13 protein-coding genes are annotated in these 16,075 nt (G+C 61.4%); 11 read left to right on the top strand and 2 right to left on the bottom strand.

Translation table 11 applies throughout. The features are described 5' to 3' along the window. Positions 1-140: 140 nt before the first annotated feature. Together CFII68_RS26565 and CFII68_RS19495 are read right to left on the bottom strand one after the other, a co-directional pair. Positions 141-644 (bottom strand): hypothetical protein, encoded by a 504-nt coding sequence (locus CFII68_RS26565; protein WP_077506097.1) that lies wholly within the window; start codon positions 642-644, stop codon positions 141-143. Between the two features lie 304 nt (positions 645-948). Beyond that, the gene (locus CFII68_RS19495; RefSeq protein ID WP_018603877.1) at positions 949-1,905 is read right to left on the bottom strand and encodes a threonine dehydratase; all 957 of its coding nucleotides are present in this window, start codon (positions 1,903-1,905) and stop codon (positions 949-951) included. A gap of 92 nt (positions 1,906-1,997) precedes the next feature. Here CFII68_RS19495 and CFII68_RS19500 point away from each other — a divergent pair, with 92 nt between their 5' ends. From CFII68_RS19500 to CFII68_RS19550, 11 genes are all read left to right on the top strand, one after another. Next, positions 1,998-2,813, top strand: coding sequence for a helix-turn-helix transcriptional regulator (locus tag CFII68_RS19500; RefSeq protein WP_018603875.1), 816 nt, complete (start codon positions 1,998-2,000; stop codon positions 2,811-2,813). Positions 2,814-3,057: 244 nt separating this feature from the next. Next, positions 3,058-4,932, top strand: a complete 1,875-nt coding sequence (locus CFII68_RS19505) for a 3-dehydroquinate synthase (RefSeq protein WP_018603872.1) — start codon at positions 3,058-3,060, stop codon at positions 4,930-4,932. Further along, positions 4,929-5,819 (top strand): UbiA family prenyltransferase, encoded by an 891-nt coding sequence (locus CFII68_RS19510; RefSeq protein ID WP_018603870.1) that lies wholly within the window; start codon positions 4,929-4,931, stop codon positions 5,817-5,819. The genes CFII68_RS19505 and CFII68_RS19510 overlap by 4 nt, the downstream gene beginning before the upstream one ends. After that, positions 5,816-6,589 carry an EboA domain-containing protein gene (locus tag CFII68_RS19515; protein ID WP_018603868.1) on the top strand — a complete coding sequence of 258 codons (774 nt, stop codon included), beginning with the start codon at positions 5,816-5,818 and terminating at the stop codon, positions 6,587-6,589. Before CFII68_RS19510 ends, CFII68_RS19515 begins: the two co-directional genes overlap by 4 nt. 39 nt (positions 6,590-6,628) lie before the next feature. Next, the gene (locus tag CFII68_RS19520; RefSeq protein ID WP_018603866.1) at positions 6,629-7,513 is read left to right on the top strand and encodes a TatD family hydrolase; all 885 of its coding nucleotides are present in this window, start codon (positions 6,629-6,631) and stop codon (positions 7,511-7,513) included. Further along, entirely contained in the window at positions 7,510-8,739 is a 1,230-nt protein-coding gene (gene eboE, locus CFII68_RS19525; RefSeq protein WP_018603864.1) for a metabolite traffic protein EboE, read from the top strand. Before CFII68_RS19520 ends, eboE begins: the two co-directional genes overlap by 4 nt. Then, positions 8,729-10,174: an alkaline phosphatase family protein gene (locus CFII68_RS19530; RefSeq protein ID WP_018603863.1), complete on the top strand. Its 1,446-nt coding sequence runs from the start codon at positions 8,729-8,731 to the stop codon at positions 10,172-10,174. Before eboE ends, CFII68_RS19530 begins: the two co-directional genes overlap by 11 nt. Beyond that, a complete protein-coding gene (locus CFII68_RS19535) occupies positions 10,153-11,295 on the top strand; it encodes a hypothetical protein (protein WP_018603861.1) in 1,143 nt (380 codons plus the stop codon). Before CFII68_RS19530 ends, CFII68_RS19535 begins: the two co-directional genes overlap by 22 nt. Before the next feature lie 10 nt (positions 11,296-11,305). Further along, positions 11,306-13,693 carry a hypothetical protein gene (locus tag CFII68_RS19540; protein WP_018603858.1) on the top strand — a complete coding sequence of 796 codons (2,388 nt, stop codon included), beginning with the start codon at positions 11,306-11,308 and terminating at the stop codon, positions 13,691-13,693. Positions 13,694-13,831: 138 nt separating this feature from the next. Beyond that, positions 13,832-14,752 carry a hypothetical protein gene (locus CFII68_RS19545; protein WP_018603856.1) on the top strand — a complete coding sequence of 307 codons (921 nt, stop codon included), beginning with the start codon at positions 13,832-13,834 and terminating at the stop codon, positions 14,750-14,752. An 18-nt stretch (positions 14,753-14,770) separates the two neighbouring features. Beyond that, positions 14,771-16,075 (top strand): hypothetical protein, encoded by a 1,305-nt coding sequence (locus tag CFII68_RS19550; RefSeq protein WP_018603854.1) that lies wholly within the window; start codon positions 14,771-14,773, stop codon positions 16,073-16,075.

Below are 16,075 nucleotides of genomic sequence, written 5' to 3'. Positions count from 1 at the left end.
CGTCAGTGGCCGTTACCGAAGAAACGGATATACACACCGCCTGAAACAAACCTCAGAACGGAATACCAACCCCCCCGCTAACGGCATAAGTAAACAACATCACCGCACTGCCAGGCCTCCCCACTGACCGTAGCAACGAATCAGCAGGTGCAGCACATCATCGGCATACCGTTGCAGCTCATCATCATCGGCATGCTGCAGTCGTTCATCATCTTCATCATCAAGGCGCAGCAGCTTTTCATCATGTCCATGTTCATGCCAGCCATCGGCATGACTTTGCACATCATGCAGTCAGCCATCACCGTGCATTCCATCACACACTTCATCGACGGCATCGGCATGCCCATCATCGGCATTGGCATCATCATGCTCGCCATCGGCATGGCCATGCTCGCCGGGGACATGCACATCATGCTCATGTTGCCGCAGTGCATCATCATTGGCATGCCGCAGTTCATCATCATCTGCATCATGTCGGCGCTGTTCTTGAACATGGCCATGTCCATGCCGGCAGCGGGCATCATTTTGCACAGCATGCCGTCATCCATCATTTCGCAGGTCATGGTCGCCATCATCATCGGCATGCCCATCATTGGCATCATCGGCATGTTGGCGTTCATCGGCATCTGCATGGCATTCATCATGGTGGTGTTCCCTGTAAGGTTCGAGAGTCGGATGAGGCTGATGGGGCGGATTCTAAGGATTGGCCCGGGCCCGACAAGATGACGGTCGAACAGCAGGAATGAACGTTCAAGCAGGCTTACCGGAGTGACGCGCGCAGAGTCGTCTGCTGCTGCATGCCCTGCGCTTTCACTGCAGACATTTACCCTACGACCGCTTCGATTATCCGGTCATGGATATGCCATCCAAACCTATATAAATAACTGTAAGAAATAATCGATCTAAACTTGTCACGTGGAAACGCCTGCCACAACGGCAAGCCTGGGTTCAGCCAATCAGATTCGCATACACCGGCCGGTCGATATTCCCACCGGACAAAATCACCGCCACCCTTTTCCCCCGCATCGTTTCACGCTCCTGCATCAGCGCTGCCAAGGCGGCAGCGCCGGCACCTTCGGCGAGGTTGTGGGTGTCGGTGTAATACGCCCGCATGGCCCCGGCAATTTCAGCGTCGCTGACCGCTACGATTCGCGCCGCCCCGGCCCCGTAGATGGCAAAGGCCTCAGGAACGGGTTTGCGCACGGCCAGGCCGTCGGCAAAGGTATTCGCCGAAGCAGTCTCGCATAGCCTGCCCGCTTCAAACGACAACTTCGCCGCAACAGCCTCGGTGGACACCACGCCCACCACGTGGGTCTTCAGGCCCAAGGCATCGCGGGCGGCGATGACCGCGCAGATCCCCGAGCCACAGCCTATCGGCACATAGACGGTGTCCAGGTCCGGCACCGCGTTGAACAGCTCAAGGCCATAGGTCGCCACGCCCTTGACCAACTCGGGATGGAACGGCGGCACCAAATAGAGGCCATGCGCTTGGGCCAGGCGCGCGGCCTCTTCACGGGCCTCATCGAAATCGCGGCCATACTCGACCACCTCACCGCCAAAACCGCGCATGGCGTTGTTCTTCTCCACCGAGTTACCTTGCGGCACGACAATCAATGCTTTCAAACCCAATGCGCTGGCCGCCAGCGCCAGGCTCTGGCCGTGGTTGCCGCGAGTCGCCGTGACGATGCCTTTTGCCTCTGGGTGCTCGCGCTTGAGCCAGCGCACGAAGGTCAGGCCGCCGCGTACCTTGAAGGCCCCCGTCGGGGTGTGATTCTCGTGCTTGACCCACACCGTGCAACCCAGCCGTTCAGCCAACAAGGGCCAGGCGTACTGGGCGGTGGCGGGCATGACTTCGTATAAGTGGCGGGCAGCTTGTTCAATATCGTCGCGTGTCAGTGTGTGCATGATGGGCCTCCGGGTTTTGCCCAGTCTAATCAGGGCTCCACCGGCGGGCTTTCAGAAAACTGACCTGACTTTCTGGTCCTCTCTTCACTACTATGCTGGTCATGAACCCTCGAAACCGCCAACAGCCGCCTCAGCCCGAACCGGTCCGTCGCATCGAGGCAGGGCCGTGGGCGATCGAATTGCTGCCCGGCTGCGCTTACGCCACCCGCTATGTCGCGACCCAGTCGGCGATCGGCTTCGCCTTCGACAGCCAGCGCGGCCTGCACGCCATCGGCAGCGACCGCGTGCAACCCTTCGAAGCGATACCCAACGGCCTGGCTTTCGTCCCCGCCGAATGCGACGTGTTCTCCGAATCCCCCAGGGGCGGTGAATACCTGCGGGTCGTGCGCACCGACGGTATGGCGTTGCCGGGGGAACAGGCGTTCAACAACCGGATGGATCCGCAGGCCACCACCCTCGCCCTGAGAATGCGCAGCGCATTGCTGCGTGCCACCGCAGACGATGACTGGGAAGCCTGGACGCTCGGATTGGCTGAACGGGTGAAGGCGCACAAGACGTTTTCGCCCCCCGTACAAGGGTCCATCACCGGCGGACGAATGCGCCTGCTCGACGAGTTCATCGACGCCGGTCTCGACGGTCCGCTGGGGGTCAAGGAAATGGCCGGCCTGCTTGGCTTGTCCGAAGGGTATTTCATGCGGGCATTCAAGAATGCCACCGGCAAAAGCCCACACAGCTACCTGATCGATCGGCGCCTGGTCAAGGCACGGGCGCTGATGTGTGATTCAACCGCCCGCCTGACCGACATCGCGCACACCTGCGGCTTCAACTCCCAGGCGCACATGACCACGCTGTTCAAGCAACGCCTTGGCGTCAGCCCGGCGCAGTTGCGTGGGTATTCGAGGCCCTGAACGAACGGGACAAGCGGCAGATGCGAGTCATCTGAGGTCCGAAGTGGCGCCCCAAAATCAAATTGCCATCAGATCGCCTTGCAAAAACACACTGGCCGTCTAGATTCAAACCTGTCTCCGACCACATCACACACCACCCATAACAGCCCCTCGGGCGAGAGCGTCTATTGGCCTAAAACACACACTTGGCGTTGCTTTCAATTACTGACACGGAATCAGTCAATAACCACAAGAGGGATGCTTGATGAAGCATGGCCGTGGGTATCGTTTGCTCTCGCAAAAAGGAGCAGCCGGACATTTCTGGCTGTCATTGGTTTGCTTTTCAGCCCTGGTGATCGCCAGCTTCCTGTTGTTCGAACAACAGATCCAGGACTTCCTGACCCATCTCAACCTGTACCAGCCCTCGACGCCCGCGCAGAAACTCTACCTGGCGTTGTTGCTGATCGCCCTGCTGGCGCTGGACGTGGCGCTGCCAGTGCCGTCGAGCATGGTCGCGCTGCTGGCCGTGGCCATGCTCGGCAGCGTGGGGGGTTACCTGGCGATTTTCGTGGGCCTGTGCCTGGGCGCCGGGCTGGGCTATGCCCTGGGAGCCGGCTATTTGCGCTTATTGTCCGGCCGCCTCGGCCTGCATCAGCGCCAGCCGGGGCAACTGGCGTACCGGTTGGGCACACTGTCGTTGATCTGCCTGCGCGGGGTCCCGGTATTGGCGGAAACCTCGGTCGTCGCCGCCGGGATGCAACGCTACCCACTGCGCGCCTTCATCCTGGTCACCACCCTGGCCAATGCTGGCCTGGCATTGGCCTACAGCGCCATTGGCACCTTTCTCGTCGAGCAGAACGCGCTGTTGGTGACCCTGCTCGCCAGCATGGTATTGCCCGGGCTGTTCATCGCCGGGTACAGCCTGTTCAAGAGCCTTCGCCGCAGCGACGCGGAGCAACCGTTGCACGGGCGCTTCAAGGTCAGCTACGACTACCCGGTGGTGTTCACCGATCATGTATTCGATCCGCTCAATCCCTGCCTGCACCGCCAGCTCATGGCCGGCCACAGGGGCCCGGTCACGGTGTTGATATTTGCCGATGAACAACTGCTGCACAGCGCCCCGCACCTGCTGGAACAGATCAACGCCTACTTCGCCAGCCATTTTCCAGACCTGCACCTGCAGGCGCCGCCGATCGCGGTCCCGGCCGGCGAGTCGAGCAAGGATTCGCAGGTGTTGCAGCGGCTGTACACCGACATGCTGAAACATGGCCTGGACCGGCATTGCCATGTGCTGGCCCTCGGTGGCGGCGCGGTGCTGGATGCGGTGGGCTACGCCTGCGCCACCTTCCACCGCGGCATTCGCCTGATTCGCATCCCCAGCACCGTGCTCGCCCAGAACGACGCCGGCATCGGTGTGAAAAACGGCATCAACGCCTTCGGCCAGAAGAACCTGCTCGGCGCCTTCTATCCCGCCACCGCAGTCATCAATGACTTTCAATTGCTGACCAGCCTGACCCGGCGCGACCAGATCGCCGGGCTGGCCGAGGCGGTCAAGGTCGCGCTGATCAAGGACCAGGCGTTCTTCCAGTGGATGGAGCAACAGGCCGACGCCCTCGCCCATTTCGAACATGGGGCCAGCCGCTATGCGATCCGCCGCTGCGCCGAATTGCACCTGGCGCACATCACCGGTGCCGGCGACCCGTTCGAACGCGGTAACGGGCGGCCCTTGGACTACGGCCACTGGGCCGCTCACAAACTGGAAAATCTCAGTCAGCACCGACTGCGCCATGGTGAAGCCGTCGCAGTGGGCATGGCCCTGGATGGGCTTTATGCCAATGCCCTGGGGTTGTTGAGCGACAGTGACACCGAACGGGTGCTGAACCTGCTACTCAAGCTCGGCTTCTGCCTGAACCCGCCAGAACTGACCTTGAAAGATCCATTGGGGCGCTCGCAGGTTTTGCTGGGGCTGGAGGAGTTCCGCCAGCATCTGGGTGGGCAACTCTCCATCCCCATGCTCAGCCGGATCGGCGAGTCGGTGGACTTGCATGAAATCGATACCGCGCGAATGGAGCAGGCGTTGCAGCGGCTGTCCACCCAGGTCGAGCTTGCGCTGACCCTGAACGAGCGCTGTGCGCAATGAACCAGACGGCGCCGAACCTCAAGACCTGGCTGACCCTCGGCCGTGTGTCCAACCTGCCCACGGTGTGGACCAACACCTTGGCCGCCGCCCTGCTCGCCAGCAGCGCCGGGGCCCTGGCGCCGCCGTCTTCCCTGGTGTGGCTCCTGCTGCTGGCGGCACTGTCGCTGCTGTACCTGGCCGGCATGTTGTTGAACGACCTGTTGGACGCCGACTGGGACCAACAACACCACAACCCCCGCCCCATCACCCTGGGCCTGGTCAGCCGCCAGCACGTGCGGCTGGCCACTGCGTTGTTGCTGGTGCTGGCCGCGGCCTCGCTGCTGGGCCTGAGCCAGTTGATCGAGCAGCCGCACTGGCTGCTGGGCAGCGCCACCCTGTTGGTGGGCTGCATTCTCGGTTACAACCTGCTGCACAAGAAATACGCCCACAGCGTCTGGCTGATGGGGGCCTGCCGCTCGGCGCTCTACCTCACCGCAGCGGCCAGTCTGGCGCTGCCACCGGGACCGATCTGGCTCTGCGCCATTTTGCTCGGTGTCTACATCAGCGGCCTGACCTACCTGGCCCGCCAGGAACACCGCAACCAACTGATCAGCCGCCTCCCCCTGCTCCTGATGCTGAGCCCACTGGCCTTGGCGATCTATGCAGGCAGCGCCTGGTTTTGGCCGGTGCTGCTGTTATGGCTTGGCTGGCTGGGCTGGCATTACTGGCACAACCTGGCCAACCCTCGGCAACGGCAGGTCCGCGCCTTTATCGGCGCTGGCCTGGCAGCCCTGCCGCTGTTCGATGCCCTGGTGCTGGCCGTGGCTAACCAGCCCTTGGGCAGCCTGTTATGTGTCCTGGTGTTTTTCCTGCTTCCTCATTTCCAGCGCTGGATCAAACCAACATGAACACGGACGTTACTGCAGCGGCATCGGCGGCCCTCGACCTGCGCCACGACTGCCTGAACGAACAACGGCAAAATTTCATTCGTCAGCTCGAAGAAACCGAGCGGCAATGGTGGCGTCAGGCACAGGAGCAACTTGCCCAGCGCCCGGACGCCAACACCGCGGCGCTCTTGAGCAGCCAGTGCAAGAGCAACCTCAAGGAGCGAGCACTGCCCGATATCGCCGGCTGGAGTAACGTCCAAATGGCGCGAGCGTTGCTGCTGGCCCAGGTGCTGGAACAACAGCCCGCCGTCGAGCAAGTCCCGCTGCTGCACCAGTTGTTCCTGTGGGGCGACGACCAGGAAAAGGTCGCCACCTTGAAGGCCCTTGATTGGCTCGATAGCCGCGGGGCCTGCGTGGAGCTTGCACGCCAGGCCGGGCGCACCAGCAACAGCCAGGTGTTCGCCGCCCTCGCCCTGGACACTGCCTACCCGTCGCATCACTACAACGAACAGGCCTTCAACCAACTGGTGTTGAAAGCGCTGGGCATGGGCCTCGATGTACGACGCCTGATCGGCCTGACGCAACGACACAGCGTCACCCTCAACCAGTTGGCCCTCGACCTGCTGGACGAACAACTCGCCGCCGAACGAACGGTGTCCGCCGGACTGCCCCACGTCATTGCCTTCGACCTGCTGAGCCCGGCGCAACGTCAGCGCCTGGCCGGCCTGGGCCAGCAACGACGCTTGCCGGCGCAATGGCACGAGCACCTGGGCGGCGTTTCGCCGAACTGATGCGCCACCGTCCCCCGCTTTTTTTGACGAGGATTCACCATGCTCAAGTACTTTGACCCGCATATCCACATGGTCAGCCGCACCACCGACGATTACCAGAACATGGCGGCCGCCGGCATCACCGGGGTGATCGAGCCGGCCTTCTGGCAGGGCCAGGCCAGGACCAGCGTTGGCAGCTTCATCGACTACTTCGACACGTTGTTGGGCTGGGAGCGTTTTCGCGCCAGCATGTTTGGCATCCATCACTTCTGCACCATTGGCCTGAACCCCAAGGAGGCCAATGACCTGTCGGTGGCCAACGAGGTGCTGGAGATTCTGCCGCGCTACCTGGTGAAAGACGGCGTGGTGGCGGTGGGTGAAATCGGCTACGACGACATCACCCCGGAAGAGGATCGCTTTCTCGCCGCGCAATTGGAGCTGGCCAAGCAATTCAATCTGCCGGTGCTGGTGCACACCCCGCACCGCGACAAGATTGGTGGCACCAAACGCACGCTCGCCGTCATCCGCGAGGTCGGCATCGCCGAACACCTGGTGATCATTGACCACCTCAACGAACTGACCCTGCCCCTGGTGCTGGACAGCGACTGCTGGCGCGGCCACTCCATCTACCCCAACACCAAGATGTCGGAACAGCGCATGGTCGCGCTACTCCAGCAGTACGGCACGGAAAAAATGGTGGTCAACAGCGCCGCCGACTGGGGCATCAGCGACCCGCTCAAGGTGCCCAAGACCGGCCAGGCAATGTTGGCCGCAGGCTTCAGTGAAGCCCAGGTCGAACAAGTGCTGTTCCACAATCCGGTGGACTTTTTTGCCCAGAGCGGCCAGTTGGACAAAGCCCTGGTCAGCACGCCCCTGCCCATCGATCAGCGACGGCAGTGGCAGGACAACTCCGCCCTGCGCGGCCAGGAACCGGTGATCAAATGAGTGCCCGCACGGGTTGGACGGCCACGCAGATCGGCTATTGCAGCAACGTGCACCCGACCCATGACCTGGGCGGGCTGCGCGCGTCCATCGAACGGCATTTCCAGACCGTACGCACACTGCGCGGGCTCGACACGCAGGACAGTGGATTGTGGATCAGCGCCCTCGCCGCCGCCGAACTCCAACAAGCGCCGACCCGTGCGGATTTCCTCGACCTGCTGCAACGCAGCGGGCTACGCCTGACCTCACTCAATGGGTTTCCCTACGGCCAATTTCACCAAGGCGCGGTGAAAGCCGACGTCTACCTGCCCAGCTGGGCCGACCCACAGCGGCTGGCGTACAGCCTAGACCTGGCGCGATTTCTCGCCCAGGCCCTGCCAGCGGACTGTGCCCAGGGGGTGATCTCCAGCCTGCCGCTGGGCTATGCCGCCCACTGGAGCCCGACGCTACAGCAACGTGCCGAGCAGCAACTGCGCGAGCTCACCGCCGGGCTGGCCCGGCTGCAACGTGAGACGGGCAAGAAGATCGTGGTCTGCCTGGAGATGGAGCCCGATTGCGTGCTGGAAAACACCGACCAGGCCATCGCCTTCTTCTGCCACTGGCAAGCCACGGACCCGCACCATGAACACCTGGCGCTGTGCTTTGACGTTTGCCACCAGGCCGTGATGTTCGAAGACTGCTATCAATCACTGGACCGATTGCGTCAGGCCCAGGTCCCCATCGGCAAGATCCAGTTATCCAATGCGCTGATTTGTCGCCTGCCTGAGGACGAGCATCGGCGCGAACAGGTGCTCAAGACATTGAGCGGTTTTGCCGAGCCCACCTACCTGCATCAAGTGAAGGCCCGCGCTGGGCACGATCAGCTATCGGCCTGGGCCGACCTCCCCGCGGCCCTGGATGATTGTGAGCAGAACCGCGCCTCTCATCCCGAACTGAGGATTCACTTCCACATTCCGCTGTTCAGCGAGCACCTGCTGCTGCCCGAACTCAGCGGCAGCCAGCTTGCCCTGTCGCAGACGTTCGATTTTTTGGCCGACCATGGGGATTTCCGCCCCGTGCTGGAAGTGGAAACCTACAGCTGGGGCGTCCTGCCCAGCCAGTTGCGGCCCACGACCGAGCACGCCCAGCTCCAGGGCATCGCGGCGGAGTTGCATTGGGTCGAGGATCAGTTGCAGCAGCGCCGCTTGCTGCAACCTCAAGCGCTGGAGGCCCATGCCCATGCGCTCTGATCCTGCGCGCCAGCCGCTGCTGCTGATCAACGTGGTCGGCCTGACGCCCGCACTGTTGGGTGCCGCGACGCCCTGCATCAATGCCCTGTTGAAAACGGCCAAGATGGCCACGCTGCAACCGGTGTTCCCGGCGGTCACCTCGACCGTGCAGGCTTCGATCCTTACCGGACAGCCACCGTCGGAACACGGCATCGTCGGCAACGGCTGGTATTTTCGCGATCAGGCCGAAGTGCGTTTCTGGCTGCAACCCAACGCACTGATCCAGGGGGAAAAGGTCTGGCAGACCCTCAAGCGTCAGTACCCCGGGTTTCGCTGCAGCCAGTTGTTCTGGTGGTACAACATGTATGCCGACGTGGACGCCGCCATTACCCCACGGCCGCATTATCCGGCCGACGGCCGTAAAATGTTCGGCCTGTATTCGACGCCGGCCTCGTTGCATGAGCGTATCGAGCAACAGATCGGCGAATTTCCCTTTCCAGGTTTCTGGGGGCCGGCGGCCGGCATCGCCTCGAGCCGCTGGATCGTCGATTGTGCCATCGCCGAATTCCAGCTCAACCGCCCCGACCTACAATTGATCTACCTGCCCCACCTCGACTACAGCCTGCAACGCCTGGGGCCCGATCACCCGGCGATTGCCGACGAGGTACGGGCCATCGACAGTGAAGTCGGGCGTCTGCTGGACTTTGCCCAAGCGCAAGGCGCGGCGGTGATGCTGCTGTCCGAATACGGGATAGAAGCCGTCACCCAATCCGTTTCCATCAATCGGTTGTTACGTGCCGAGGGCTTGTTGCAGGTACGCCAATCGCTGACCTGGGAATTGCTTGATCCCGGTGCCAGTGCAGCGTTTGCCGTGGCCGATCATCAGGTCGCGCACATCTACGTGAAGCACGCGCGCGACATCCCCCGCGTCAAGGCGCTGTTGCAACGCCAGGCCGGCATCGAGCAGGTACTGGATAAAACCGAACAACAGGCCTGGCAACTGGATCATCCGCGCAGCGGCGAGCTGGTGGCCGTGGCCGCCGCCGGTTACTGGTTCGATTACTACTACTGGTTCGACGAGCGCAAGGCTCCCGACTTTGCCCGCACCGTGGACATCCATCGCAAGCCAGGCTACGACCCGCTCGAGCTGTTCATCGACCCGGCCATTCGCTTCCCGAAATTGAAAGTGGCGCGCCGCCTGCTCCAGAAAAAGCTCGGCTTTCGCTACTACATGGACCTGATTCCGCTGGACACCCGCCTGGTCCGCGGCAGCCACGGACGGCTGCCCACGAGCGAGAAGACCGGCCCGCTGCTCATCACCAATTGTGATCTGTCGTTGCCACAGCACCTTGCGGCCACGGCGGTGAAGCAACTGCTCCTGGAACACTTCCAGGGGCGCCCTCATGCCGATACGGCGAATGCCAAGGAGCTTCCATGCGGCGAGCCATTTCCATAACCGTTCTCAGTGCCCTGGCCGGTTTGGCCCAGGCACAGAACACCAACAACTTCGATTGCAGCAACTTCCTGCAGTTTGGAGCAGACATCAACCAGACTCGGACCGCGTTTGCCCAGAGTCCCGAGACCATGGCCTGGAACTGGTTCGTCTGTTTGAACCAACCCAGCACCGCGCAAAGCAGCAATCTGGTGTGGGAGATGATGAAGCCCTCGGACCAGGTCTACCTGCCCAACGGTGCTCCGCCGGGCACCTATGACAGCTCCGTGCCGCTCCCGGCCGCGGTGGTGACGCAAGCCAAGGCACAAGGCATGGACCTGTCCCGATCCTTCCATAACATCAATGCCACCCAACAGGTCGATGGCCTGATCCTGCAAATGGGCGGTGCCGTGCCCGACACCCAACAGGGTAACCCCGTACGCTTTCAGCTACTGATGGGCAAGGACACGTTCGATTACGTCGTGAAGAAGCAGGTCTACAACATGAATGGCCAGGCCGCCCTGGCCAACGACCTGGACTTCCCCCCCACCGCCTGGGAGTTGAAAGCCGCGTGGCTGTGGATCGGCACAGACACGACCTACCGACAAACCCTGGTGAACGACGGCTACTACATTGCCCAGGCCTACTACCAGCAGGACGACGGTACTTACCAGGTCGGCTATGTGGCATTGAGCGGTCTGCATGTGGTCAACAAACTGAACAGCGATTGGGTCTGGACCACCTTCGAAAACATCAACAACAGTAAATACACCGTCACCAATGCCGCCCCGCCTGCGCCGATGACCAACACCACGGGGCCGACTCCGGCCGCCAAGCCGGTCAATGCCAGCTTCCAGGCCAATAACCGGAACCTGTCGAAGTACGAGTTGATCGGGGTCGAGTTCCAACCCATCACCCAGGTACTGGCCAACTCGCAACTGGAGTCGGCGTTCCAGAACACCTCGTCCTGCCTGGCCTGTCACAGCACTGCCGCTTACTCGAACGACGACGGCTACTTCAATTTCGCCCTGAACCAAGGGGGCGGCATTGTTTACCCGACAGCCCCGCTGCCAGCCTCAGACTTCGATGGCTACAAAAAACTGGACTTTGTCTGGTCGCTGAAACGCGCCCAGTGGCAACGCTAAGGAGCATGACATGAGCGTATTGAATTTCCCCCGTATCTACCTCAACGGCCATATGTTCTGGAACCCACCCACGGCCAACAACAATGACGTGTATCCGCTGTATGACGCAGTCAACGCGGACATCAACTGGCCGTTCATGAACTACTTCGACATCAACGCCACGAACGCCCCCACCCAGCTGATGCCCTGGGCCATCAAGCCGCTGAAAATGGACGAGCTGCCGGCCTATATGCTGCAGGTACCGACCAACGCCAACCCGAAAACCTACCCGTACATGCCTGCCGAATGGGATCTGTTTGGCGACAATGCCTGCGGCACGGTGAGCTACAAAGGTACTCGCTCGACGATCATTGGCGGCGAGCTGCAGGCCAACACCTACATCACCGAGGATGCGCTGGTTGGCAGGGACTACCAGCTGCTCGGCAATCCCTTTGGCAGCAACGCCCCGACTGCCGCGCGCTTCGTGGACGTCAGCCCCTGGCAGAACACCTTCACCGCGTTGTACTTCGACAAGCTGATGCTGGGGGATACCACCTGTGGCCTGACTCTCAATCGCCAGTATCGGATGATGGACCGGTTCCTGAATTTCAATTGGGGCGCCTTCGGTGGCCTGGTGTATGTCACCACCACCTGGCAGTCCTGCTTTCCCCAGGAGAACCTGGAATGGGTCATCGGCGATTCGGCACTGCTGAGTAACCTCCAGCAGCAGATGAAGCTGCAAGGGGCAAAGGGCCTGATGTTCAGGTTCTCCACCTACCTGACCTGCTACGACAGGAACGGTGTTTTCAACGACTTCCCGTACGTCAACACCCGTTCCAACGCCCCCTCGGATACAGCTCGTCTGCAAGCGATGTATCAGAAGGGCCTGGACAACGTTTCCGGTATTTTCTTCAACCCCGCCTACAGCCGCACCGCCGCGACCCTGGGCCTCTGGTTCGCCGACGAATACCCGACCGCCCCCGCCGGCCTGCGCCTGGTGCCCGTCGCCCCCGTGCCGCTCATTCAAACGAATCCACCTCGTGATGTCGCACCGGCCAAACTGGGTGTAGTGTCGGCCCAAGTCACCGGGAACACCCTGTCGCTGGATCTGACCAATACCTTCCCGTTCTATCCGGTGGACCCCACCGCGCCTATCCTGACCGCAGAAAAATTCCAGGCTGGCGACTACCAATTGGGTGTACGCGAGGGTGATCAATTCACTCCGGTGGCCGACTTCGGTTACGAGCAGTACCGCCAGTCCGCCTTTGATGAACGCTCGGGCCTGCTGGACTTCGCACTCAACGACGACAAAGTGAAGGCCTTGCAGTCGGGTACATTGGAACTGCAACGCAAGAGCCCGGCTCCGGCCACACCGCTGACCGCCGCCGCCCAACAGACCTGGACCGCCGAGGTCATAGAAAGCGGCAGTTTCATCGACGTGGGCGACCACAAGACACTGACCATCATGGTGCAGAAAAATGGTCAGCCGGCGGCCAATACCACGCTGTGGGTGGCGGAATATGGCAACCCCTACATGGTGACCACCAGCGACTACTACCTGGCCTCCAGCAATGGGGCCAATTTCACGCTGTTCTTCAACCACCCAAGCGACCCGAACCTGAACAAGGCCAATCTGCCGCACTTCAATGACACGCCGCCCGTGCAAAACTATCTGGCCGAAGGCAGCGGCCGCCGACTGACCGCGCTGCGGAAGATGGATCAACCCAGCGGAGACCCGATCGGTTATCAGCAATTCCTGCAGGGCGAGGGCAAACCGGTCACGATCGACTTGCACCCTTGCCTGGCATTCGACGCCGGCGTCTACGCCACCGGAACCCTGTTCAACGATGTCCACGCCACGCCGGTGGATTACTCTTATGTAGCGACTACCACCGACGCCAATGGCATCGCCCAAGTGAGCTTCAGGGCCGTGGCCCCGGGCTTCCCGACCTTGCGCTTTTTCATCAAGGACGGCACCAGCGATCCGGTCATCCCCTTCAGCTTCCCCCTGCCCCACGCCTACATCGACTTCCTCGCCCCGCTCCGCGTCCTGCCCTTGGACGTGCAGCTGCAACAGGACTTCATCAACTACTGGAACACCGTCTACAAGGATCAGAACGCCGCCACGCAGCTGTGGGAGGGTTTCCTCTACCCACGCATCCTGCAGACCTTCTATTACCTGTACCCGATCATGAACAAGTACATGCCGCTCAACTCCCAGGCGCGAGTGGAAGGCGCCATCGACCAGTTGATTGTGCTGATCAGCAAGCCCTACCAGGAGGAAAGCACGCTCTCGATGCCCATCACCCGTGACATGTCCCAGAGCCGCCGTGCGGTATTGGAGCTGTGGGCCAAGAAACTGGTGAAACGCAACTATCCGCCACAACAACTCAAGATGAGCGATTACGACAACCTCTGAGCTTGTGTGGGAGCTGAGCTTGCGCGCGATGAAGGCACCTCGGTCTTTCGAATGACCGCGTTATCGTTCATCGCGAGCAAGCTTTGCTCCCACAGGCTCGCACCCAGTGTCACTCGGTACTTTTCAAAGGAATGACCTATGAAAACCAGTCTCTTGAACCGGTTGCTGCTGTTGATCCTGCTGTTCAGCCCGCCTCTGTTCGCCCAGGACAGCGGTGCCGTGTACTTCACCATGGGCGTGCACAACACCGAGGGCTGCAACGAACAGAACGGCAACTGCATCGCCAAACGCCTCCCAGGCGAGCCTTCCGATCCGTTTTTCCCGGCGTTCTGGATCAGCGACTGGACCATGTACCGGGTGATGCACAACTACGAAAAAAACCCGCCGCCCTACAGCAATCCACCCTCTACCCTGACCCCGGCGGACTACACCGTCTCCCGAGGAACCAGCTACTACGACACGGCCTATATCCCGGCCGATGGCGACGGTTTCGGTGCGATGATGGAGCACTATGAGAAGTACTGCCTGCCGATCTTCCCGATCAAGAACAACAACTACACTTGCTCCTTCGTGTCCCTGGGCAACAAGGCCTACTTCCTGACCTACCCGCAGGATCGCCCCAAGGACATGCCGGCCTGCTGCATGTTTTCGCCGATGAATCATCCGCCGCGGCAAGACTTCATCCAGCACCTGCCCTACAGCGCCGAGCGCAGCCAAAACCTCGACGGTAGCGTGCAGGCCTACGCGCTGGACCTTCAATCGCCGCAGGGGCCGATCCTGTTCGGCTATGCCTTCTACAAAAAGATGTCGGGACAACCGCCCTACCGGCAGCCCCAGTCGTTCTTTTTCTCCGGTGACACCAGCGTCGCCAATGCCCCCATCGTCAGCCAGAACTACACCAACTTCCGCATCGCCAAACCGGACCCTGCCCAGACCTGGGCGCAAGTGGCCGCGATGTGCCCGGCGAATCCACCGCCGTGCCAACTGTTCGAGCCACCGGCTTCACAGAGCAACGGGCAAAAGGCGCAGTGGAACAAGCTCATGCAGCGCAAACCCTGACAATGACGAAGGATCGCCATGAACATTTCAATCCGCCTCACCGTGGTACTACTGGGCTTGGCGAACCTTCCAGCCCAGGCCTTGGAGCAATCCCAGGAGCAAGCCTTGCGACAGGCGCAGGCCACCAGCCTGAATTGCCAGCCCCCCAGCACCGCGCCGGCGACCAACGCCAGCCAGGATCTGTTCGATCAATACAGCTGGCAGTTGTTCATCGCCATGAACTGGCCCGCCCAGGCGGGGCAACGCGGTGATCCCGACTGCAGTAAACAGCCGGGGGACCCCGGCTACACCGTCTGGCAGACCTACAAGACCGTGGAAGAAACCTTCCTGCCACTGGGGGCCGATCCAGGCCCCTGGAACACCCCACAGCTTGCCAAGAGCCTGGGCATCATCAACATCGCCGCGCTGAAGAACAGCTCCCAGGTGAATGCCGTCGACCAGGCCGTCGGCGGCTGGCTGATCGACCAGGCCGGCAACCCGACCTACTACGACATCTCGGCCAACGAGACCTCCTACAACTACATCGTCGCCAACCAGTTCTATAACGCCGATGTGGTTTCCAGAGCCAACAACATCAACTTTCCCTATGGGGTCATCGAGGTCAAATCGAGCTGGCGCATCCTCACCACGAATGACAACGCCAGCCGCTACCTGACCATGCTCGCGCGCGTGGCCACGTTCGACGACCAAGGCCAGCGCACCGGCGTCACCGAGGCCTACCTGGGGCTGGTGGGCCTGCACGTCATCACTAAGGTGAACGGCTATCCGCAGTGGATCTGGTCGACCTTCGAGCAGATCGACAACGTTGCGCCCAAAACAATGGTGAACGGTGTATGGGTCGACCAGCCGGCAGCCGGCACGGCCTATTCCTACTTCAACCCCAGCGCCCCGGCAGCCACCCTCAACCAGTCGCCCTGCGACTGGCAGACCCAGGGCGCACACCTGGTCTGCGTGCCCAAACCCGGCACCACCTTCCAGACCCCGAACCCGTTGAACCGCTTCACGCCGATCGCCGAGATCACCAACGAGGTCAACGCCCGTTACCGCAGCGACCCGGACCTGCAACGCAGCGTATTGAAGTACTACCAACTCATCACCACCCAACGCCCGCTGATGCCGGACAACCCCAGCAACCCGCTGGGCCAGCCGACCCCCGCCCTTTCGGCCAACGTGACCATGGAAAGCTACATCCAGCCCAACAGCAGTTGCATGAACTGCCACTCCATGGCGACACCGGTCAAGAGTCCCTACAAATCCGATTACTCCTACCTGTTCAAATTCGCCAATGCGCCTGTCGGCAACACCATCAAGGACGAGGAATAA

This window comes from Pseudomonas sp. CFII68 (assembly GCF_000416195.1).
Classification (GTDB): Bacteria; Pseudomonadota; Gammaproteobacteria; order Pseudomonadales; family Pseudomonadaceae; genus Aquipseudomonas; species Aquipseudomonas kilonensis.
This window is presented reverse-complemented; position numbering and strand designations above follow the sequence as displayed.

What these genes read in the sequence shown, in the direction of transcription:
- CFII68_RS26565 (WP_077506097.1), bottom strand. Translation starts at nt 644, where the DNA reads ATGATGAATGCCATGCAGATGCCGATGAACGCCAACATGCCGATGATG.
- CFII68_RS19495 (WP_018603877.1), bottom strand. Translation starts at nt 1,905, where the DNA reads ATGCACACACTGACACGCGACGATATTGAACAAGCTGCCCGCCACTTA.
- CFII68_RS19500 (WP_018603875.1), top strand. Translation starts at nt 1,998, where the DNA reads ATGCTGGTCATGAACCCTCGAAACCGCCAACAGCCGCCTCAGCCCGAA.
- CFII68_RS19505 (WP_018603872.1), top strand. Translation starts at nt 3,058, where the DNA reads ATGAAGCATGGCCGTGGGTATCGTTTGCTCTCGCAAAAAGGAGCAGCC.
- CFII68_RS19510 (WP_018603870.1), top strand. Translation starts at nt 4,929, where the DNA reads ATGAACCAGACGGCGCCGAACCTCAAGACCTGGCTGACCCTCGGCCGT.
- CFII68_RS19515 (WP_018603868.1), top strand. Translation starts at nt 5,816, where the DNA reads ATGAACACGGACGTTACTGCAGCGGCATCGGCGGCCCTCGACCTGCGC.
- CFII68_RS19520 (WP_018603866.1), top strand. Translation starts at nt 6,629, where the DNA reads ATGCTCAAGTACTTTGACCCGCATATCCACATGGTCAGCCGCACCACC.
- eboE (WP_018603864.1), top strand. Translation starts at nt 7,510, where the DNA reads ATGAGTGCCCGCACGGGTTGGACGGCCACGCAGATCGGCTATTGCAGC.
- CFII68_RS19530 (WP_018603863.1), top strand. Translation starts at nt 8,729, where the DNA reads ATGCGCTCTGATCCTGCGCGCCAGCCGCTGCTGCTGATCAACGTGGTC.
- CFII68_RS19535 (WP_018603861.1), top strand. Translation starts at nt 10,153, where the DNA reads ATGCGGCGAGCCATTTCCATAACCGTTCTCAGTGCCCTGGCCGGTTTG.
- CFII68_RS19540 (WP_018603858.1), top strand. Translation starts at nt 11,306, where the DNA reads ATGAGCGTATTGAATTTCCCCCGTATCTACCTCAACGGCCATATGTTC.
- CFII68_RS19545 (WP_018603856.1), top strand. Translation starts at nt 13,832, where the DNA reads ATGAAAACCAGTCTCTTGAACCGGTTGCTGCTGTTGATCCTGCTGTTC.
- CFII68_RS19550 (WP_018603854.1), top strand. Translation starts at nt 14,771, where the DNA reads ATGAACATTTCAATCCGCCTCACCGTGGTACTACTGGGCTTGGCGAAC.